Annotated in this window: 16 protein-coding genes; 14 read left to right on the forward strand and 2 right to left on the reverse strand. The window is 43.3% G+C overall.

The window, feature by feature from the left end:
• Positions 1-88: 88 nt before the first annotated feature.
• Positions 89-760 (reverse strand): DNA mismatch repair endonuclease MutH, encoded by a 672-nt coding sequence (mutH, locus tag ACVBJC_RS08300; protein ID WP_447160514.1) that lies wholly within the window; start codon positions 758-760, stop codon positions 89-91.
• Between the two features lie 692 nt (positions 761-1,452).
• Here mutH and rppH point away from each other — a divergent pair.
• The 9 genes from rppH (at position 1,453) to ACVBJC_RS08345 (ending at position 9,899) form a co-directional block, all read left to right on the forward strand.
• Entirely contained in the window at positions 1,453-1,974 is a 522-nt protein-coding gene (gene rppH / locus ACVBJC_RS08305) for an RNA pyrophosphohydrolase (RefSeq protein WP_447160402.1), read from the forward strand.
• An 18-nt stretch (positions 1,975-1,992) separates the two neighbouring features.
• Positions 1,993-4,227: a phosphoenolpyruvate--protein phosphotransferase gene (gene ptsP / locus ACVBJC_RS08310; protein WP_447160403.1), complete on the forward strand. Its 2,235-nt coding sequence runs from the start codon at positions 1,993-1,995 to the stop codon at positions 4,225-4,227.
• Positions 4,228-4,302: 75 nt separating this feature from the next.
• A complete protein-coding gene (locus tag ACVBJC_RS08315; protein ID WP_447160404.1) occupies positions 4,303-5,103 on the forward strand; it encodes a sulfite exporter TauE/SafE family protein in 801 nt (266 codons plus the stop codon).
• A gap of 83 nt (positions 5,104-5,186) precedes the next feature.
• Complete coding sequence (locus tag ACVBJC_RS08320; protein WP_447160405.1) at positions 5,187-6,038, forward strand: thymidylate synthase; 852 nt, start codon at positions 5,187-5,189, stop codon at positions 6,036-6,038.
• Positions 6,039-6,534: 496 nt separating this feature from the next.
• Complete coding sequence (gene nhaA / locus ACVBJC_RS08325) at positions 6,535-7,710, forward strand: Na+/H+ antiporter NhaA (protein WP_447160406.1); 1,176 nt, start codon at positions 6,535-6,537, stop codon at positions 7,708-7,710.
• Positions 7,707-8,090, forward strand: a complete 384-nt coding sequence (locus ACVBJC_RS08330) for a hypothetical protein (RefSeq protein WP_447160407.1) — start codon at positions 7,707-7,709, stop codon at positions 8,088-8,090. The genes nhaA and ACVBJC_RS08330 overlap by 4 nt, the downstream gene beginning before the upstream one ends.
• Positions 8,091-8,160: 70 nt before the next feature.
• Positions 8,161-9,069 (forward strand): transcriptional activator NhaR, encoded by a 909-nt coding sequence (nhaR, locus tag ACVBJC_RS08335; RefSeq protein WP_447160408.1) that lies wholly within the window; start codon positions 8,161-8,163, stop codon positions 9,067-9,069.
• 193 nt (positions 9,070-9,262) lie between these two features.
• Positions 9,263-9,502: an FAD assembly factor SdhE gene (locus tag ACVBJC_RS08340; protein ID WP_447160515.1), complete on the forward strand. Its 240-nt coding sequence runs from the start codon at positions 9,263-9,265 to the stop codon at positions 9,500-9,502.
• Positions 9,483-9,899 (forward strand): protein YgfX, encoded by a 417-nt coding sequence (locus tag ACVBJC_RS08345; protein WP_447160409.1) that lies wholly within the window; start codon positions 9,483-9,485, stop codon positions 9,897-9,899. Before ACVBJC_RS08340 ends, ACVBJC_RS08345 begins: the two co-directional genes overlap by 20 nt.
• A gap of 71 nt (positions 9,900-9,970) precedes the next feature.
• Here ACVBJC_RS08345 and nadB read toward each other — a convergent pair whose 3' ends face one another.
• The gene (gene nadB / locus ACVBJC_RS08350; RefSeq protein ID WP_447160410.1) at positions 9,971-11,581 is read right to left on the reverse strand and encodes an L-aspartate oxidase; all 1,611 of its coding nucleotides are present in this window, start codon (positions 11,579-11,581) and stop codon (positions 9,971-9,973) included.
• Positions 11,582-11,800: 219 nt separating this feature from the next.
• On the opposite strand from nadB, the gene rpoE reads away from it, so the two are divergent.
• The 5 genes from rpoE (at position 11,801) to lepA (ending at position 16,356) form a co-directional block, all read left to right on the forward strand.
• The gene (rpoE, locus tag ACVBJC_RS08355) at positions 11,801-12,379 is read left to right on the forward strand and encodes an RNA polymerase sigma factor RpoE (protein ID WP_012154289.1); all 579 of its coding nucleotides are present in this window, start codon (positions 11,801-11,803) and stop codon (positions 12,377-12,379) included.
• Positions 12,380-12,404: 25 nt separating this feature from the next.
• Positions 12,405-13,010, forward strand: coding sequence for a sigma-E factor negative regulatory protein (locus ACVBJC_RS08360; RefSeq protein ID WP_447160411.1), 606 nt, complete (start codon positions 12,405-12,407; stop codon positions 13,008-13,010).
• A gap of 12 nt (positions 13,011-13,022) precedes the next feature.
• Entirely contained in the window at positions 13,023-13,955 is a 933-nt protein-coding gene (locus ACVBJC_RS08365; RefSeq protein ID WP_447160412.1) for a MucB/RseB C-terminal domain-containing protein, read from the forward strand.
• A 13-nt stretch (positions 13,956-13,968) separates the two neighbouring features.
• Complete coding sequence (locus ACVBJC_RS08370; RefSeq protein WP_447160413.1) at positions 13,969-14,433, forward strand: SoxR reducing system RseC family protein; 465 nt, start codon at positions 13,969-13,971, stop codon at positions 14,431-14,433.
• A 132-nt stretch (positions 14,434-14,565) separates the two neighbouring features.
• Positions 14,566-16,356, forward strand: a complete 1,791-nt coding sequence (gene lepA, locus ACVBJC_RS08375; RefSeq protein ID WP_447160414.1) for a translation elongation factor 4 — start codon at positions 14,566-14,568, stop codon at positions 16,354-16,356.
• Positions 16,357-16,438: the final 82 nt, after the last annotated feature.

Below are 16,438 nucleotides of genomic sequence, written 5' to 3' on the forward strand. Positions count from 1 at the left end.
GGCGCTATTTTATAGAATATTCCCCTACTTTGACTAGTAGTATTTGTGATCTAGGTCAAATGAGTGTGAGTTTTGGCCAAAAAAAGACTTAAAGCAGCTGTGAAAGTATTTTTTGGGTAAATTGGGTCTTTAAATAAAAGCCTCTAGGGTTGGTTTGGGTGAGTTGTCCATCACGGCCAATGCTATCTGTAACGACCTGACTATTCGCGGCTTTAGGGCGTAGCTGTAGCACTTCGCCATGTCGAGCTGTGACTTTGTCGACTTGGCCCATTGCTATTAACTCCATGATCTCCTCCCAGTCTTGTTTTAGGAGTTCACTCTCTTCACTAGATGGTTGCCATAAAATAGGTGAGCCTATCTGGCGCTCGGCTAAGGGGATCTCTCGGTCACCTTGAACAGGGATCCACAATACCTGTTGGAGCTTATGGCAAACCACGCTATTTTCCCACATTAACCCTTGTATATTGGTCAGTGGCGCTACCGTTACATAAGTCGTTTCGAGCACTTTTCCTTGTCGGTTGACTGGAATCGTCTTGAGCTCTACGCCTAAATGAACAAAGTCTTGTTCAGGCCTTGAGCCCGCTAAGGCACCTAACTCTAATTCAATTAGTTGTCCGACCCAGCCTTTATGACGTTTTAAGTCATTCGGCATCTCAATATCGTGATAATTTGCAAGCTGGCCTAAGGTTAAACCTGCCATGGCTTCGGCGCGTTGCATCAGTTCTTCGATGCTTTCTGGGGAGCTAAGTGATTTCTTCATAGGCATAATTTTACCTAAATAGTCAGTTATATCAAATAAGAGTGAAAAACGAACAGCTAGTTAAACACTGGGCGCTAACGGTAGAAATTATACCTAAGTAAGTGAATTGCATGGGGAACTTTATTGTTGTTCATATCTGGACTTGAGTTTTTACTAAGTTACACCACTGCTTTCCCTGTTTTTCCAACATAGTTATCCACAGAATTGTTGGATAACTTATATTTATTCAGTAACTACTGCAATCAAAGTGATCTGTCAATCTATTAAAAGGCGGTTTTTTTGCTTTTTTTAAACGGAAAATGGTTGCACTTGTGAATAACACCTTTCGGCTATCTAGCGATTCAAGCTATTTAAATGCGCTGGTTAAAAAGTGACCGCTTTTAGCTTTCGCCAGTGTTTTGGTTTTTATATCTCCGTGTAAGTCTTTGTTATTGTGTGTCTTGTTGTTTGCTTTTCTCCTAAGGTAAAATTAATAAACCAATAGTAAATGCGCAAGTTATTAGACTTTAATTGAGTTTCCAACAGAGATATCCACAGTTTTTGTGGATATCATGAGTTATTCATTTGGCTCTCTGTTGATAAGGTTGATAGAAAAGTCATTTTATCCAACGATTGGCGTGTAACAGATATTTGCCGCCGGACACGCTTTGTGAAACAATCAAAAGATTAATAGTTAATAGTTCGGAGTCCATGTGATTGATAGTGACGGCTTTCGCGCAAATGTGGGCATCATTATCTGTAATCGCTTTGGGCAGGTTATGTGGGCAAGACGTTTTGGCCAACATTCCTGGCAATTTCCTCAGGGTGGCGTTGACGATGGAGAGTCAGCAGAAGAAGCCATGTATCGTGAGTTATACGAAGAAGTAGGATTAAAGCCAGAACATGTGCAAATTCTAACATCTACGCGATCATGGTTACGCTACCGATTACCTAAGCGGTTAATCAGACAAGATAGTAAACCCGTGTGTATAGGGCAGAAACAGAAATGGTTTTTGCTACAATTGAAAAGTGCCGAAAGTGCTATTGACCTAAATGCCAGTGGTCACCCAGAGTTTGATGATTGGCGTTGGGTCAGTTATTGGTACCCAGTAAGACAAGTCGTTTCTTTTAAAAGAGATGTTTACCGAAAAGTCATGAAAGAGTTTGCTGTGACCACTTTACCTTTGCAGGTTAAAGAGTCGAACAATAGAAGACGAGGTATGCGTAGAAGCTAAATAGGGAGGTTTGCAGTAGTGCTAAAAACACTGAGAGATATAACACAGGCGGTTGCGTCAGCTCGCGACCTTCAAAACGCGTTAGATCTGCTTGTTACGCAAACCAAGCAAGCTATGGCTACAGAGTGTTGTTCTATCTATATATTAGAAGAACAACAACTCGTACTTTCTGCAACTGATGGCCTAGAGCCCACAGCTGTTAATCGCGTAAAAATTCCCATTACACAAGGTCTCGTTGGTTTAGTTACTCAGCGAGAAGAGGCTATTAACTTAGCCGATGCCTCATCTCATCCAAGATTTAAATTACTCCCAGAAGTCTCAGAAGAAGCTTATAGCGCCTTTCTCGCTGTGCCGATCGTTTATCAAAAGTCGGTTATTGGCGTTATCGTGGTTCAGCAAGTGCAGGCTCGTCAATTTAGTGAAGGAGAAGAAGCCTTCTTGATGACACTAGCTGCTCAGTTAGCCGTTGCAATTAAGGGGGTCACTCATAGAGTTAAATCTGCCACTAACTTGCAGCAGCGTTACTACACTGGCACTCAGGCTTCCAAAGGTATTGCGATAGCTCAAGCTTTGGTGCTTGGTGGACAGATTTCATTTGATCTTGTTGAGCGGCAGGCCAAATCAATTGATGAGGAGGAGAGGCGCCTTCAAGATGCAATGAACCGGTGCAAAGATCTGCTTGTTGGGCTATCTCAACGCTTCGATAGAGAAAAAGATGAAGAAGCTGCCTCGATTTTTAGGGCATTACTGCTATTGCTTGAAAAAGCGAGTTTAGGCGGAGAATACATAAAAGAAGTTAGAGCCGGCTGGAGCGCGGAAACGGCAGTTTGTCTGGTTTCCAAGCGTTACATCGTACACTTCGGCTCGATGACAGACCTCTACCTTAAAGAACGCGCTAATGATATTAGAGATCTCGGCCAACGTGTGCTGAGGCAGTTAATTGAACCGGATAAGATTTTTTTAGAGCCTCAAACGCCAGTGATCTTGATTACTCGTGAAGCCACTACCACCTTATTAGCGGAGTTTCCCAGACAAAAATTAGCAGGGATCGTCACCGAGCTTGGCGGTGCTAACTCTCATGCGGCCATTTTAGCGAGGGCTATGGGAGTACCTGCGATTATTGGTGTTGAAGGCATATTAAGCGCCAATATAGAAAAGTCGCAGATTATTATTAACGCCAATCGTGGTCAGGTCATTATTGAGCCATCAGGAATCGTACTGTCTGAATATCGAAGCTTAATAGCGGCGCAAGAGGAGCAGCAAAGACAATACGCGCAAGAACTCTCTCATAAAGCGGTGACAATTGATGGTAAGCGTATTTATCTTTACATCAATAGCGGGTTGTTAAGTAGCGTTGATTCAGAAACTGGCGCCGACTCAGATGGTATCGGACTGTATCGCACTGAGATCCTGTTTATGATCAAACAGTGCTTTCCTGGTGAAATAGAGCAGTTAGAAATTTATCGCAAGGTTCTCAAGGCGGCCGGTAATAAGCCTGTGGTGATGCGAACATTGGATGTGGGTGGCGATAAGCCGCTAGATTACTTCCCAATTATTGAGGATAACCCGTTTTTAGGGTGGCGCGGTATTCGATTATCGCTGGATCATCCTGAGTTATTCCTAGTTCAATTAAGAGCGATGCTACAGGCGGCAATTGATACTGAGCAGCTACATATCTTGCTGCCAATGGTCAGTAATCTTGAAGAGATTGATTTAGCTTTGATCTATTTAGAACAGGCTTGCCAGGAGCTGACTTCAGAACTTGGTAAGCAGATCACTATGCCGAAAGTGGGCATCATGCTTGAAGTTCCAGTGTTGCTATATCAGTTAGATGAAGTGGCTAAACGGGTAGATTTTGTTTCAGTAGGCTCCAATGACTTAACGCAGTATCTATTAGCAGTCGATCGTAATAACCCTAGTGTTAGCCCATTATTTGATAGTTATCACCCGGGCGTTCTCAGAGCGCTCAAATTTGCAGTCGAACGCTGTAATGAGCTCGAACTGCCAATTAGTGTTTGCGGCGAGCTTGCGGGTGAACCTATTGGTGCTATCTTGCTGGTTGCTATGGGATATGAGCAATTAAGTATGAATCAGGCTAGTTTAGCGCGAATTAATTACTTATTAAGACGTGTTTCACAGCAAGAGTTAAGCTTATTATTAGCAAAAGTATTATGCCTAAATAGTGGCGATGAAGTGAGAAAACGAGTCAGTGATTATTGTGAGCAACGCGGTCTTTTATCGGTGATAAGTTAAAAAGCCTCAATAACTTGTTATTCCGTTAGTGAATAATTTAAGCTTAATCAATAATAATAACGAAAGGTCGTACTTGTGGAAAGCTGGCTATATATATTGTGTATTTGCTTAGTGCTAGGTGCAGGCATTGGTTTTATGGCTGGGCTGCTCGGGATCGGCGGTGGACTGATTGCTGTTCCTGCGTTACTGCATATTTTACCCCAAGTTGGTATTACACCTGAAAAGTTACCCCATGTCGCGATTGCAACCTCTTTGGCGGCCATCATCCTTACCTCGCTTTCATCTGCCCGTGCGCATCATAAAAGGGGTAATATTCCTTGGACGTTATTTAAGTCTATGCTGCCAGGCTTTGTGCTGGGCGCGTTATGTTCAGGTTTTATTTCTGAAATGATTGCCGCGAAATCACTGCAACAAATATTTGCTGTATTTGTTATCTTGATGGCTGTGCAGATGGCCTTTCCATTTAAGACCGAATCAAACCGAGCAATGCCATCGCCTATGAGTTTGTTCTTTGCAGCGACCGCGATAGCTATTATCGCAGCGCTTATGGGAATTGGTGGCGGTGTACTTTTGGTACCCTTCTTAACTTGGTGTGGGCTACAAATGCGCAATGCGGTTGGGTTTTCTGCTGCAACAGGTTTACTCATCGCATTATTTGGCAGTATCGGATATACACTCGCAGGTTGGGATGCTGCTGGTTTACCAGAATGGACCTTAGGTTATATCTATTTACCGGCATTGATTGGTATTGTATCGACATCGATGTTGATGGCCCCTGTGGGCGCAAGAGCCGCAACTAATTTACCTACGGCAAAATTAAAGAAGTTTTTTGCCGTATTCCTTGCTCTTGTGGGCCTGAAACTTGTTTTAGCATAATGTTATACTGGGTAAATGTCGGTAGTATTTCTTCGTTTAGCGCTGGGAGACAACCCAGCATCTTTTTTTATAGGTAGATAGTCATGAAACAGTATTTAGATCTTTGTCAGCGAATCATTGATGAAGGGACTTGGGTTGAAAACAGCCGTACAGGTAAGCGTTGCCTTACCGTTATTAATGCTGATTTGGTTTATCATGTCGATAAAAATGAATTCCCACTTATTACTACGCGTAAAAGTTTCTATAAAGCGGCAATTGCTGAGCTGCTGGGTTATATCCGAGGATATGATAATGCTGCTGATTTTAGAAAAATTGGCGCAAAAACCTGGGATGCTAATGCCAATGATAATCAAGCATGGTTGAACAACCCTCATCGTAAGGGCGTTGATGACATGGGGCGCGTTTATGGCGTGCAGGGCCGTGCTTGGAGTAAGCCAGATGGTGGCACTGTCGATCAGTTACGTAAAATTGTTGATGATTTGTCAAAAGGCATAGATGATAGAGGCGAGATCTTGAGCTTCTACAACCCTGGTGAGTTCCACATGGGATGTTTAAGACCTTGCATGCACACTCATAACTTTTCCTTAGTTGGTGATACGCTTCATTTGACCAGCTTTCAGCGCTCTTGTGATGTCCCGCTAGGCCTTAATTTTAACCAAGTTCAGGTGTTTACCTTGCTAGCCTTGATGGCACAAATTACGGGTTATAAAGCAGGCAAAGCATTCCATAAGATTGTTAACGCACATATTTATGAAGATCAGCTAGAACTGATGCAAAATGTGCAACTAACACGTGAACCTTTTGCTTCGCCGAAATTGGTGATTAATCCGGACATTAAGTCACTTGAAGATTTAGAAACGTGGGTGACAATGGAGGATTTTGACGTTACGGGTTATGAACATCATGAACCGATTAGTTATCCATTTTCAGTGTAGATTTTTGCTATTCATGGTCGTCTATAAACTCGCTTAACGGCGAGTTTTTGCTTTAACATTTTATTAAACCACTGAAAGTGGATTTGCTACCTCCCTTTTATACTCCGCTTGAAACTCTCTACTAATAAATTACTATTATCTTAGTGGTTTAAGCTTATATTAAGTCTTTATTCAGCATTTACCTGACGAAAAATTGAGTAAATACTCGTTATTTTCGAATCGTCAAAAGTTTGTTTTTTAAATTGTTATATTGTGTGAATAATAGGCTTGTAATATAGATCACCGTTTTACTTCCTAAAAAAGTGTGATCTCCAACGCTTTATTGTTATTGTGGCTTTATAAAGCGTGATTATTCTATTGATGTTTGGTACTTATGCATATTAGGATTTAAATCAATACTTCGGATATACCGATGTTAGTAGTTGGCGCAAACGATTATTCAGGTTAATCGTATTCAGCTACACTCGGCAGTATTGAGATTTTATGGAGCGTATAAATGGAACGGGCAATTAGGAATTTTTTAAGCCAGGAATCGGCAGGCGGCATTATTTTAATGGTTTCCGTCGCATTAGCGATGATTTTGGCGAACTCACCTTTATCAGGTATGTACCAAGGCTTTCTGGAAACAGAAATGCAAGTCCGTGTTGGCAGCCTAGATATCGATAAAACACTGATCCATTGGATCAACGATGGCCTGATGGCGATATTCTTTTTACTTATAGGCTTGGAAGTCAAGCGAGAGCTATTGGAAGGCGCATTATCGAGTCGAGCGCAGGCTTCTTTGCCGACGTTTGCAGCAATTGGCGGTATGCTTTTCCCTGCTGCTGTTTACCTAATATTCAATTATTCAGACCCTATCACTCAGGTAGGCTGGGCAATTCCTGCCGCAACTGATATTGCGTTTGCATTAGGTATTATGGCGCTATTGGGTAGTCGAGTTCCTGTTGCGTTAAAAGTGTTTTTATTGGCGCTAGCAATTATCGACGATCTTGGTGTTGTTGTGATTATCGCACTTTTCTACAGTACGGACCTGTCGACAATTAGCTTAATCATTGCTGCGGTTGCAATTTTAGGTTTGATAGGGCTTAACGTTAAAGGTGTAACAGCATTAGCGCCATATGGAATACTCGGTCTGATATTGTGGATTGCAGTATTAAAATCAGGCGTTCATGCCACACTTGCTGGCGTTATTATCGCATTCTGTATTCCGCTTCGTGCAAAAGATGGTTCGTCACCTTCAGAGAGTTTAGAGCACGGGTTGCACCCATGGAGCACCTTCATGATCTTGCCGATATTTGCCTTCGCAAATGCGGGTGTAGATTTAAGCGGCATGAGCTTGAGCTCGTTACTATCGCCTGTTCCGTTAGGTATTGCACTTGGACTACTGATCGGTAAACCATTAGGTATCATGCTATTTAGTTTCATAGCAGTAAAACTTAAACTGGCAGTATTACCAGATGGCATGGGATGGAGACATATTACTCCTGTAGCTGTTATGTGTGGTATTGGTTTTACTATGTCTATGTTTATCTCGTCACTTGCATTTACTGGCGAGGGCCAAATGTACGGAGACTATGCAAGACTTGGGATTTTATTGGGATCACTAGCATCTGCAACCATAGGTTATTTCTGGTTATCTAAGGTGCTACCTGAAAAAGGAGAGAAAGTATGAGATTAAGGTTATTAGCATTAGTCGTTGGTCTGGGTTTTACTTCAATGGCATCGGCAACACAGGTTGAAGTGTGTAATCAAGATATCAATAGTGTTGTTTGTCATAACTACCTTGAAGGTGTCGTTGATGGAGCCTTGATGTATAAAGGGGCGGCAGTGGGTAAACGATTAGAAAGTGATGGCTACGAGTCTCGCGCGCTTAAATACCGAGGTGGTAAGCGTTATCAGGAAGCTAACCGTACCTTTTGTGAGGATAACCTCCCAGACCGTGATGCGCTTGTTGCTGGATTAGCTGAAGCATTCTCAAGCGGTGAAATAAAACGTACTGATGATTTGACGAGTGTTATGTCAGGCTTATTGGACTGTCAGCGTCTTAAATAAGTCACAGTCAATTAACGAGGCAACTGAATAAGTTGCCTCTTTTTTTATTTTCAATACTGTGGCGTTAATCATGGCAAATCTAAACTACAATCACCTTTACTACTTCTGGATGATCCAGAAAAAGGGCACGGTTGCTAAGGCTGCAGAGGCATTATGCTTAACTCCGCAGACGGTTACTGGTCAAATACGTGTATTGGAAGCTAGCCTTAATGGCAGCTTGTTCAAGCGAGTGGGACGGTCATTAGAGCCGACAGAGTTAGGTGAGTTGGTATTTCGTTATGCCGATAAAATGTTTAGCTTAAGCTATGAGATGCTCGATCTGCTGAACTACCAAAAAGATGAGAACATCTTGTTTGAGGTCGGTATTGCTGCAGCGCTGTCAAAAGCATTGACCAGCCGAGTCTTATTGTCTGTAGTACCCAGCGATGGTTCAATGCATTTAGCGTGTTATGAGTCGACTCACGAAGACTTGATGGCACGATTACGCGAACATAAACTAGATATGATCCTATCGGATTGTGCGGGTGAAAGCCTTAAATACCCTGAGATTTTCTCTAAGCAGCTAGGTGAGTCTGGTGTGGCATTTTTCTCCGCTGAAACTTACTCTAAGCCTTTTCCGCAATGTTTAGAACAAGGCAAGTTATTGATCCCAGGTAGACGGAGTTCTCTTGGGCAGCAATTAGTGCGTTGGTTTGACGAGAAAGCACTTAATGTGAGTATTCTCGGTGAATTTGATGATGCCGCCATGATGAAATCATTTGGTTTTTTCAAGCAGGGAATATTTGTAGCACCGTCAATTTATAAGCAAGATATATTAGCTCACGGTATGACGCTGCTGGGTGAAACATCTGAAATTAAAGAGGTTTACCATGTGATGTTTGCAGAAAGAATGATCCAGCATCCAGCGGTTAAGCGGCTTTTAGAGACTGACTTTAGCGATCTATTTGCAGGTAATGACCTGACCGTGCAGCAGTTATAAGGTATTAATATTGGCTAGTGTTTAACGCTATATTGGACGGTTTTTTCACGTTATGGCCTAGCTGCAAGGCTCTAAAAGTAAAACGTTTATTGAGTTACGACACTAAGGCTAGGCAAGCGTTATAAGCAACTGTTACACTAGCGGCACTATCAAAGATTGGAGTTTTACTTTGTCTGATTCAAGCCAAGAACCTATGAAATTACCGAGAGTTAAGTGGGCGTGCCGCAGAGGTATGCTTGAGCTAGATGTATTGTTTCAACCTTTTGTTGAACAGCAATATGAAGCTATGTCGGTCAAAGATAAAGACACTTTTGTCAGACTACTCGAATGCGAAGATCCTGAGCTGTTCGCTTGGTTTATGGGCCACGAAGTGTGCAATGATCCTGAGTTTGCAGAAATGATTATTAGGGTTCGTGGACGTCCAGCAGCATAGTTTTGATGTTCGAACCTCTTTCGGTCAACGTCTCTCGTTGGCCGTTATTGCTCTTATTTGTCTAAGCTCTTTTCTTATTTGGCCTTACGCTGAAAACATCTCTTATATCTTACTCAAAGCATTGCTGTTTATTGCATGTTGTATTTTCTTTATATGGCAGATATGGCGCTTAAAAACGTGGCGTTGTCGCTTTGTTCTTAGAGCCGACGGCGGTGGTAAACTTGAGGGGAACATAGGTTTCGTAGTAAAAGGCAAACCTGTTATTACGCCTTTTGCGGTGATGTTTGATATTAGTTTCGCGAAGCGAAGTACAAGATTAGTGGTGTGGGCGGATATGCTAGACGACACAAACTATCGACATCTGTGTCGTCTGCTTCAGTTAGCCAGTCAGAGGTGAAAGGCTAACCGCTATAGTTAACGGCAATGCTTTATTAGCATTACATAGACTGCAAGGGTTAACGACTGGGGCTAATCGGGCTGTAGAATCGTTGGTTTTGGTGATGCATCCTTGTTTGGATGATCTATGTTGTAATGCAAGCCCCGGCTTTCTTTACGCTCCATAGCGCAGCGAATAATAAGCTCTGCAACTTGGACCAGGTTACGCAGCTCTAACAAGTTATTACTGACTCTAAAGTTGCTGTAATACTCTTGAATTTCCTGTTGCAACATGACACAGCGGCGTAATGCGCGCTCAAGTCGTTTATCAGAACGAACAATGCCGACATAATCCCACATAAATAAGCGTAACTCGTGCCAGTTATGGGCAATAACCACTTCTTCATCAGAATTAGACACTTGGCTTTCATCCCAAGCGGGTAAAGTGCCCGGCATCGGGATCTTACCTAGCTGACTTTCAATATCCTCTGCTGCGGCCCTAGCAAATACCAAACACTCAAGTAGTGAGTTGCTGGCCAGACGGTTAGCACCGTGAAGTCCTGTGTAAGCGACCTCGCCAATCGCGTACAAACCATTAAGGTCAGTTTGTCCATGTAGGTCTGTCATTACCCCGCCACAGGTATAATGCGCAGCAGGTACAACAGGGATCGGCTCTTTGGTGATATCGATACCGAGTTCTAAACAGCGCTTATAGATAGTTGGGAAGTGCTTAATAATAAAATCAGCAGGCTTGTGGGTAATGTCAAGATAAACGCAATCTGAACCTAAGCGTTTCATCTCGTAGTCGATTGCACGGGCAACAATATCACGCGGTGCAAGCTCTGCGCGCTCATCAAATTCTGGCATAAAGCGGGTGCCATCAGGGCGACGTAGAAACGCGCCTTCGCCGCGCAGCGCTTCGGTCAATAAGAAATTTCTCGCATCAGCATGATAGAGGCAAGTTGGATGAAATTGGTTAAATTCCATATTGGCGACACGACAACCTGAGCGCCATGCCATGGCAATGCCGTCACCTGAAGCGATATCAGGGTTCGATGTATACTGGTAAACCTTAGAGCTGCCACCAGTTGCTAGCGCGACAAATCGTGCCTTAACGGTTTCAACATGCTCTTCATCTCGGTTCCAAATATAGGCACCTTGCACGCGATTTCCTGGGCGACTTAATTTTCGGGTGGTAATTAAATCAATGGCATTATAACGTTCGAGCACTCGAATATTCGGGTGATTACGTGCCTGGTCTTGCAGGGTGACTTGGACCTCTTTGCCTGTGGCATCGGCGGCATGTAGAATGCGTCGGTGACTATGGCCACCTTCACGAGTCAAGTGATAAGGCGCTTCAGCTGTACTGCCTGCAGGAACTTCTTCTTTATCGAATGCGACGCCGCAGTTAATTAACCACTGCATTGCAGCTTTGGCATTTTCAGCTGTAAATTTCACGACAGGCTCGTCGCAAAGCCCTGCTCCGGCAACGAGCGTGTCGGCAACATGAGACTCAATGGTGTCGTCTTCGTCAAAGACTGAAGCGATACCGCCTTGGGCATAATAGGTAGAGCCTTCGCTAAGTGGACCTTTGGAAAGCAAAATAACTTTTGATTTTTCAGCAAGATGCAAAGCTAAAGTGAGACCGGCAGCACCACTGCCGATAACCAAAACGTCAGATTGGTGTTCAACTACTTGTTTCATCAGGTATCATAGAGTTATCTGGGAGTCCGACTATGTTAAACCATGGCGCTGAATATGGATACTTTCATAGGTCGCATATAAAAAATCATTGCTTCCATAAAAGAAAATCACATCTTTGCAAAATTTTTTAGAACTTTTTTGAAACGCGCTAGTCTACATAAGTGAATATGATTCGAGCGGCTGAGAAATCAGTATTAGATTTAGGAGTAGTCGGCTCGGATGAGTGGACAAATAAGTGATCAACAGTTAGTTGAGCGCGTACAGCGTGGAGACAAAAACGCTTTTAACCTTTTGGTACAAAAATATCAAAACAAGGTCGCCAATCTGATATCTCGTTATGTACGAAATCAGGCCGACGTTGCAGATGTTTCGCAGGAAGCTTTTATTAAAGCTTACCGTGCACTACCAAATTTTCGTGGTGAAAGTGCGTTTTATACTTGGTTGTACCGCATCGCAGTTAATACTGCGAAAAATCATCTGGTCGCTCAAGGGCGTCGCGCCCCAGCGAATGATGTCGATGCTGAAGAAGCTGAATATTATGATGGCAGTGATGCGTTAAAGGAGTTTGCCTCCCCAGAACGTCTCGTATTGTCAGAAGAAATTCAAAAGGTTGTTTTTGATACCTTAGACACATTACCAGAAGAATTGAAGATGGCTATTTCACTCAGAGAACTTGATGGTATGAGTTACGAAGAGATAGCCAATGTTATGGATTGCCCTGTAGGCACTGTGAGATCGCGGATCTTCAGAGCACGAGAAGCAATCGATAAAAAGCTTAAGCCGTTGCTAGAACGTTAGCATCTTAAATAAAGATAGGTGAATAATGGATAAATTAGGTCAGGAATGGGTATCTGCTGCTGTCGATGGTGAAATTGATGAGCACACGTTAGCTGAATTAGCGGCTGACGCAGATTCACATGAGCAGTGGCGTGATTATCATATGATTGGTGATGCGATGCGTGGTGAGCTGCCAAAGACGATGTCTTTGGATCTTAGCGCTAGCATTATGGCTGCTATTGATGAAGAGCCTGCAATTGTTGCGCCTCAGCCAACTATTGCAGCTAAGGCGTCAACAAGCACATCGAGTGGTAAAGTTATTCCACTGTTTAAGCAATTTGGCCAATACGCTATTGCTGCTACTGTTGCTATGGTTGCGGTTGTCGGTGTGCAAAACTATAACCAAGATACATTAATGGACAACTCTCCGTTGCCTGTGCTTAATACGCGCCCATTAATTGGTAGTGCATCTCCAGTTAGCCTACAAACTGGTGCCGTACAGCAGAACCAAAGTTATACTAATGATCAGGTTGTCGACCAGCGTCGCCGTATTAATGCCTATATCCAAGATCATATGTTGCAACAAAGATTGAATAATGGAGTGAATATCGACGACAATAGTGAGGTCGATACCACACCTGTTGCTCAATAATGAGGAGTTAGCTTGCGTCTAATCCTATTGGCTATTTTAGCCATGAGTTTTCCCGCGATGGCGCGGGAAGATATGCCCGCCAAAGCTTGGCTAGAAAATATGAGCCAAGCCCTGCGAGAACAAGAATTTAAAATATCTCTTATCCAACTTCAAGCTGATCATATCCGCCCGCTGGTTTATGTACACGGTAAAGTTAATGACGAAGAAGTGGCTTTTTTAGAGCATCTAAACGGACCGCCTAAAAATGCTGTGCGAGTGGGAAATACTGTCACTTTTATCGAGCATGACCAACCTGCTTACAGCGTGTATGCATCTCGAATTCAAGGGGTTATACCTAGCGCGTTTGCCGACGACGTCTCTAAGCTTGAAGCCGGTTATCAATTTGTCTTAGGCGGACGAAGCCGAATAGCGGGTCGGCCTGGACAACTTGTGCGCATTATCCCTAACGATAACAATCGCTATGGATACCAGATCTGGTTAGATATGGATACCTATTTGCCGCTGCGTTTCGATATGATAAGCGGCGACAAACAACTACTGGAGCAGCTGTTAGTTGTTGAGTTGCTAGTGCTTGATGAAGTCCCTGCTATTTTAAAAGAAGCCTATAAGCAAGAGTGGCCAGCCGTAATGTCTCAATCAGACCGAGAGGGTGGTGAGAATTGGCAATTTAGTTGGCTACCTGCAGGTTTTAAAGTGTTAGTCAAAGATCAGCATAGGTTAATCGGTAGCAAAGAAGCGGTAGAATACATTGCCATTAGTGATGGATTAGCCAATATATCTGTTTATGTGGCTAAGGCCGGTGAAGCACCACTACCTGAAGAGTTAGTTACCCGTAATGGCCTATCTCTAGCTACCGAGCGAGTCGGTAATGCTGAGGTGGTCGCTGTCGGTAAAGTCCCCGCTGAAACGTTAAGCCGAATTGCTAAAAGCATCATGTTGCAATAATGAAGGTGTTATCATGATGGAAGAAGTCGCTAGAGTTGTCGCCAATGGCAACTCTGGTTGGGTCGTTGTAGAAGTTGAAATGAAAAGTGCCTGTAATCACTGCGAGAGTGGCGATTCCTGTGGCACTTCTGCTGTGTCAAAAGCTTTTGCTCCTAAAGTACAACGCTTTTCAATTCAAAGTGATAAGCAGTTTATTAAAGGTGAGCGCTTAAAACTGGGTTTACCAGAAAGTGTGATCTTAAAAGCGGCAACGCTAGTCTATATTTTACCGCTAATCGGTTTATTTATTGGTGCCTTTGGCGCAAACCAAATCGGCTCATTATTGGGCGGTGCTTCCGATCTGTTATCGATATCGGGAGCGCTAGGCGGTAGCTTCTGTTTCTGGGCCATCGGCAAAAAAGCGGCCAAGAGATTAGAAGCACAGGCGCAGCCTGTTATCATCAAGTCCTTAGGCAAGCCAATCGAGATAACTAATTAACTACACCATATTACAGTCCATTAGTTATTTTCCTCAGTAATCACACTATAAAAATTGGTATTAAAGCTGCGATCGGGTACAATTCTGCACTTTAAAATTTTTATCAACTTCGAGTTAAGTCATCCCAGCATAATGAAGCATATTAGAAACTTTTCAATTATTGCCCATATTGACCACGGCAAATCAACACTCTCAGATCGCCTTATTCAAGAATGCGGTGGCTTAACTGATCGTGAAATGGCGTCACAGGTTCTCGACTCGATGGACATTGAGCGTGAGCGCGGCATTACCATCAAAGCCCAAAGTGTCACTTTGGATTATTTAGCCAATGATGGTGAAACTTACCAGTTAAACTTCATTGATACGCCAGGCCACGTTGACTTCTCGTATGAAGTATCACGTTCGCTTGCAGCATGTGAAGGCGCATTATTAGTGGTTGACGCGGGTCAAGGCGTTGAGGCACAAACCCTAGCAAACTGTTATACCGCTCTTGAGATGGATATGGACGTAGTTCCTGTTCTGAACAAGATCGATCTACCGCAGGCTGATCCAGACCGTGTCGCTGAAGAAATTGAAGATATCGTCGGTATTGAAGCGACAGACGCTGTGCGTTGCTCTGCTAAAACCGGTATCGGCATTAAAGACGTTCTAGAAGTGATTGTGGCGCAGATCCCACCACCACAAGGCGATCCAGAAGGACCACTTCAGGCGCTGATTATCGACTCTTGGTTTGATAGTTACTTAGGCGTCGTGTCTTTAGTACGTATTAAAAATGGCGTATTAAAGAAGGGCGATAAGTTTAAAGTGATGTCTACAGGGCAGAACTATAATGCTGATCGTGTCGGTATTTTTACACCTAAGCAAACTGATACTACTGAGCTAAAAACCGGTGAAGTAGGTTTCGTTATCGCAGGTATTAAAGAGATCCATGGTGCCCCCGTTGGTGATACCTTGACTCACTCTAAGCACGGCGCAGAAACAGCACTAGCGGGATTTAAAAAGGTTAAACCGCAAGTTTATGCTGGTTTGTTCCCTATCTCTACCGACGATTACGAGAACTTCCGTGACGCGCTGAACAAGTTAAGCCTTAATGATGCATCTCTATTTTTCGAGCCAGAAACCTCATCTGCACTAGGTTTTGGTTTCCGTATTGGCTTCTTGGGTCTGCTCCATATGGAGATCATTCAAGAGCGTCTAGAGCGTGAATATAACCTAGAGCTTATCACTACAGCACCAACAGTAGTGTATGAAATTGTTCAGACCAATGGTGAGACTATTTATGTCGATAACCCATCTGATCTGCCAGCGATAAATAACATCGCCGAAATGCGTGAGCCGATTGTTGAAACTAACATTCTGGTACCTAAAGAGTATTTAGGTAACGTTATTACCTTATGTATTGAAAAACGTGGCGTACAAACTAACCTGGTTTACCACGGTAACCAAGTGGCTTTGACCTACGAATTGCCAATGGCTGAAGTGGTAATGGACTTCTTTGACCGTCTAAAATCAACCAGTCGTGGCTACGCATCGCTTGAGTATAACTTTATCCGCTTTGAGCCTGCTGACATGGTACGTCTAGATATCTTGATTAACGGTGACAGAGTCGATGCGTTAGCGATGATCATTCATAAAGGATTGATCCGCTCTAAGGGTCTCGCCCTTGTGAATAAGATGAAAGAGCTTATTCCTCGTCAGATGTTTGATATTGCGGTTCAAGCGGCTGTTGGTAGCCAGATCATCGCTCGTTCATCGATTAAGGCTATGCGTAAAGATGTAACGGCTAAATGTTACGGTGGTGACGTATCTCGTAAGAAGAAACTACTGAACAAGCAGAAAGAAGGTAAGAAGCGTATGAAGCAAGTTGGTAACGTTGAAGTGCCACAAGAGGCATTCTTAGCGGTACTGAAGCTTAACGATTAAACTAATTCGTTAAGAATTGTTAATATATCGCTAGACTGAGCGCCGCAATTTGCGGCGCTTTCATTACTGGCGTATAACCTTA

Source organism: Shewanella sp. 0m-6 (assembly GCF_052977325.1).

Coding starts and splice junctions, on each gene's coding strand:
- mutH (WP_447160514.1), bottom strand. CDS start 760: ATGAAGAAATCACTTAGCTCCCCAGAAAGCATCGAAGAACTGATGCAA.
- ACVBJC_RS08320 (WP_447160405.1), top strand. CDS start 5,187: ATGAAACAGTATTTAGATCTTTGTCAGCGAATCATTGATGAAGGGACT.
- nhaA (WP_447160406.1), top strand. CDS start 6,535: ATGGAACGGGCAATTAGGAATTTTTTAAGCCAGGAATCGGCAGGCGGC.
- ACVBJC_RS08330 (WP_447160407.1), top strand. CDS start 7,707: ATGAGATTAAGGTTATTAGCATTAGTCGTTGGTCTGGGTTTTACTTCA.
- nhaR (WP_447160408.1), top strand. CDS start 8,161: ATGGCAAATCTAAACTACAATCACCTTTACTACTTCTGGATGATCCAG.
- ACVBJC_RS08340 (WP_447160515.1), top strand. CDS start 9,263: ATGAAATTACCGAGAGTTAAGTGGGCGTGCCGCAGAGGTATGCTTGAG.
- nadB (WP_447160410.1), bottom strand. CDS start 11,581: ATGAAACAAGTAGTTGAACACCAATCTGACGTTTTGGTTATCGGCAGT.
- rpoE (WP_012154289.1), top strand. CDS start 11,801: ATGAGTGGACAAATAAGTGATCAACAGTTAGTTGAGCGCGTACAGCGT.
- ACVBJC_RS08360 (WP_447160411.1), top strand. CDS start 12,405: ATGGATAAATTAGGTCAGGAATGGGTATCTGCTGCTGTCGATGGTGAA.
- ACVBJC_RS08370 (WP_447160413.1), top strand. CDS start 13,969: ATGATGGAAGAAGTCGCTAGAGTTGTCGCCAATGGCAACTCTGGTTGG.
- lepA (WP_447160414.1), top strand. CDS start 14,566: ATGAAGCATATTAGAAACTTTTCAATTATTGCCCATATTGACCACGGC.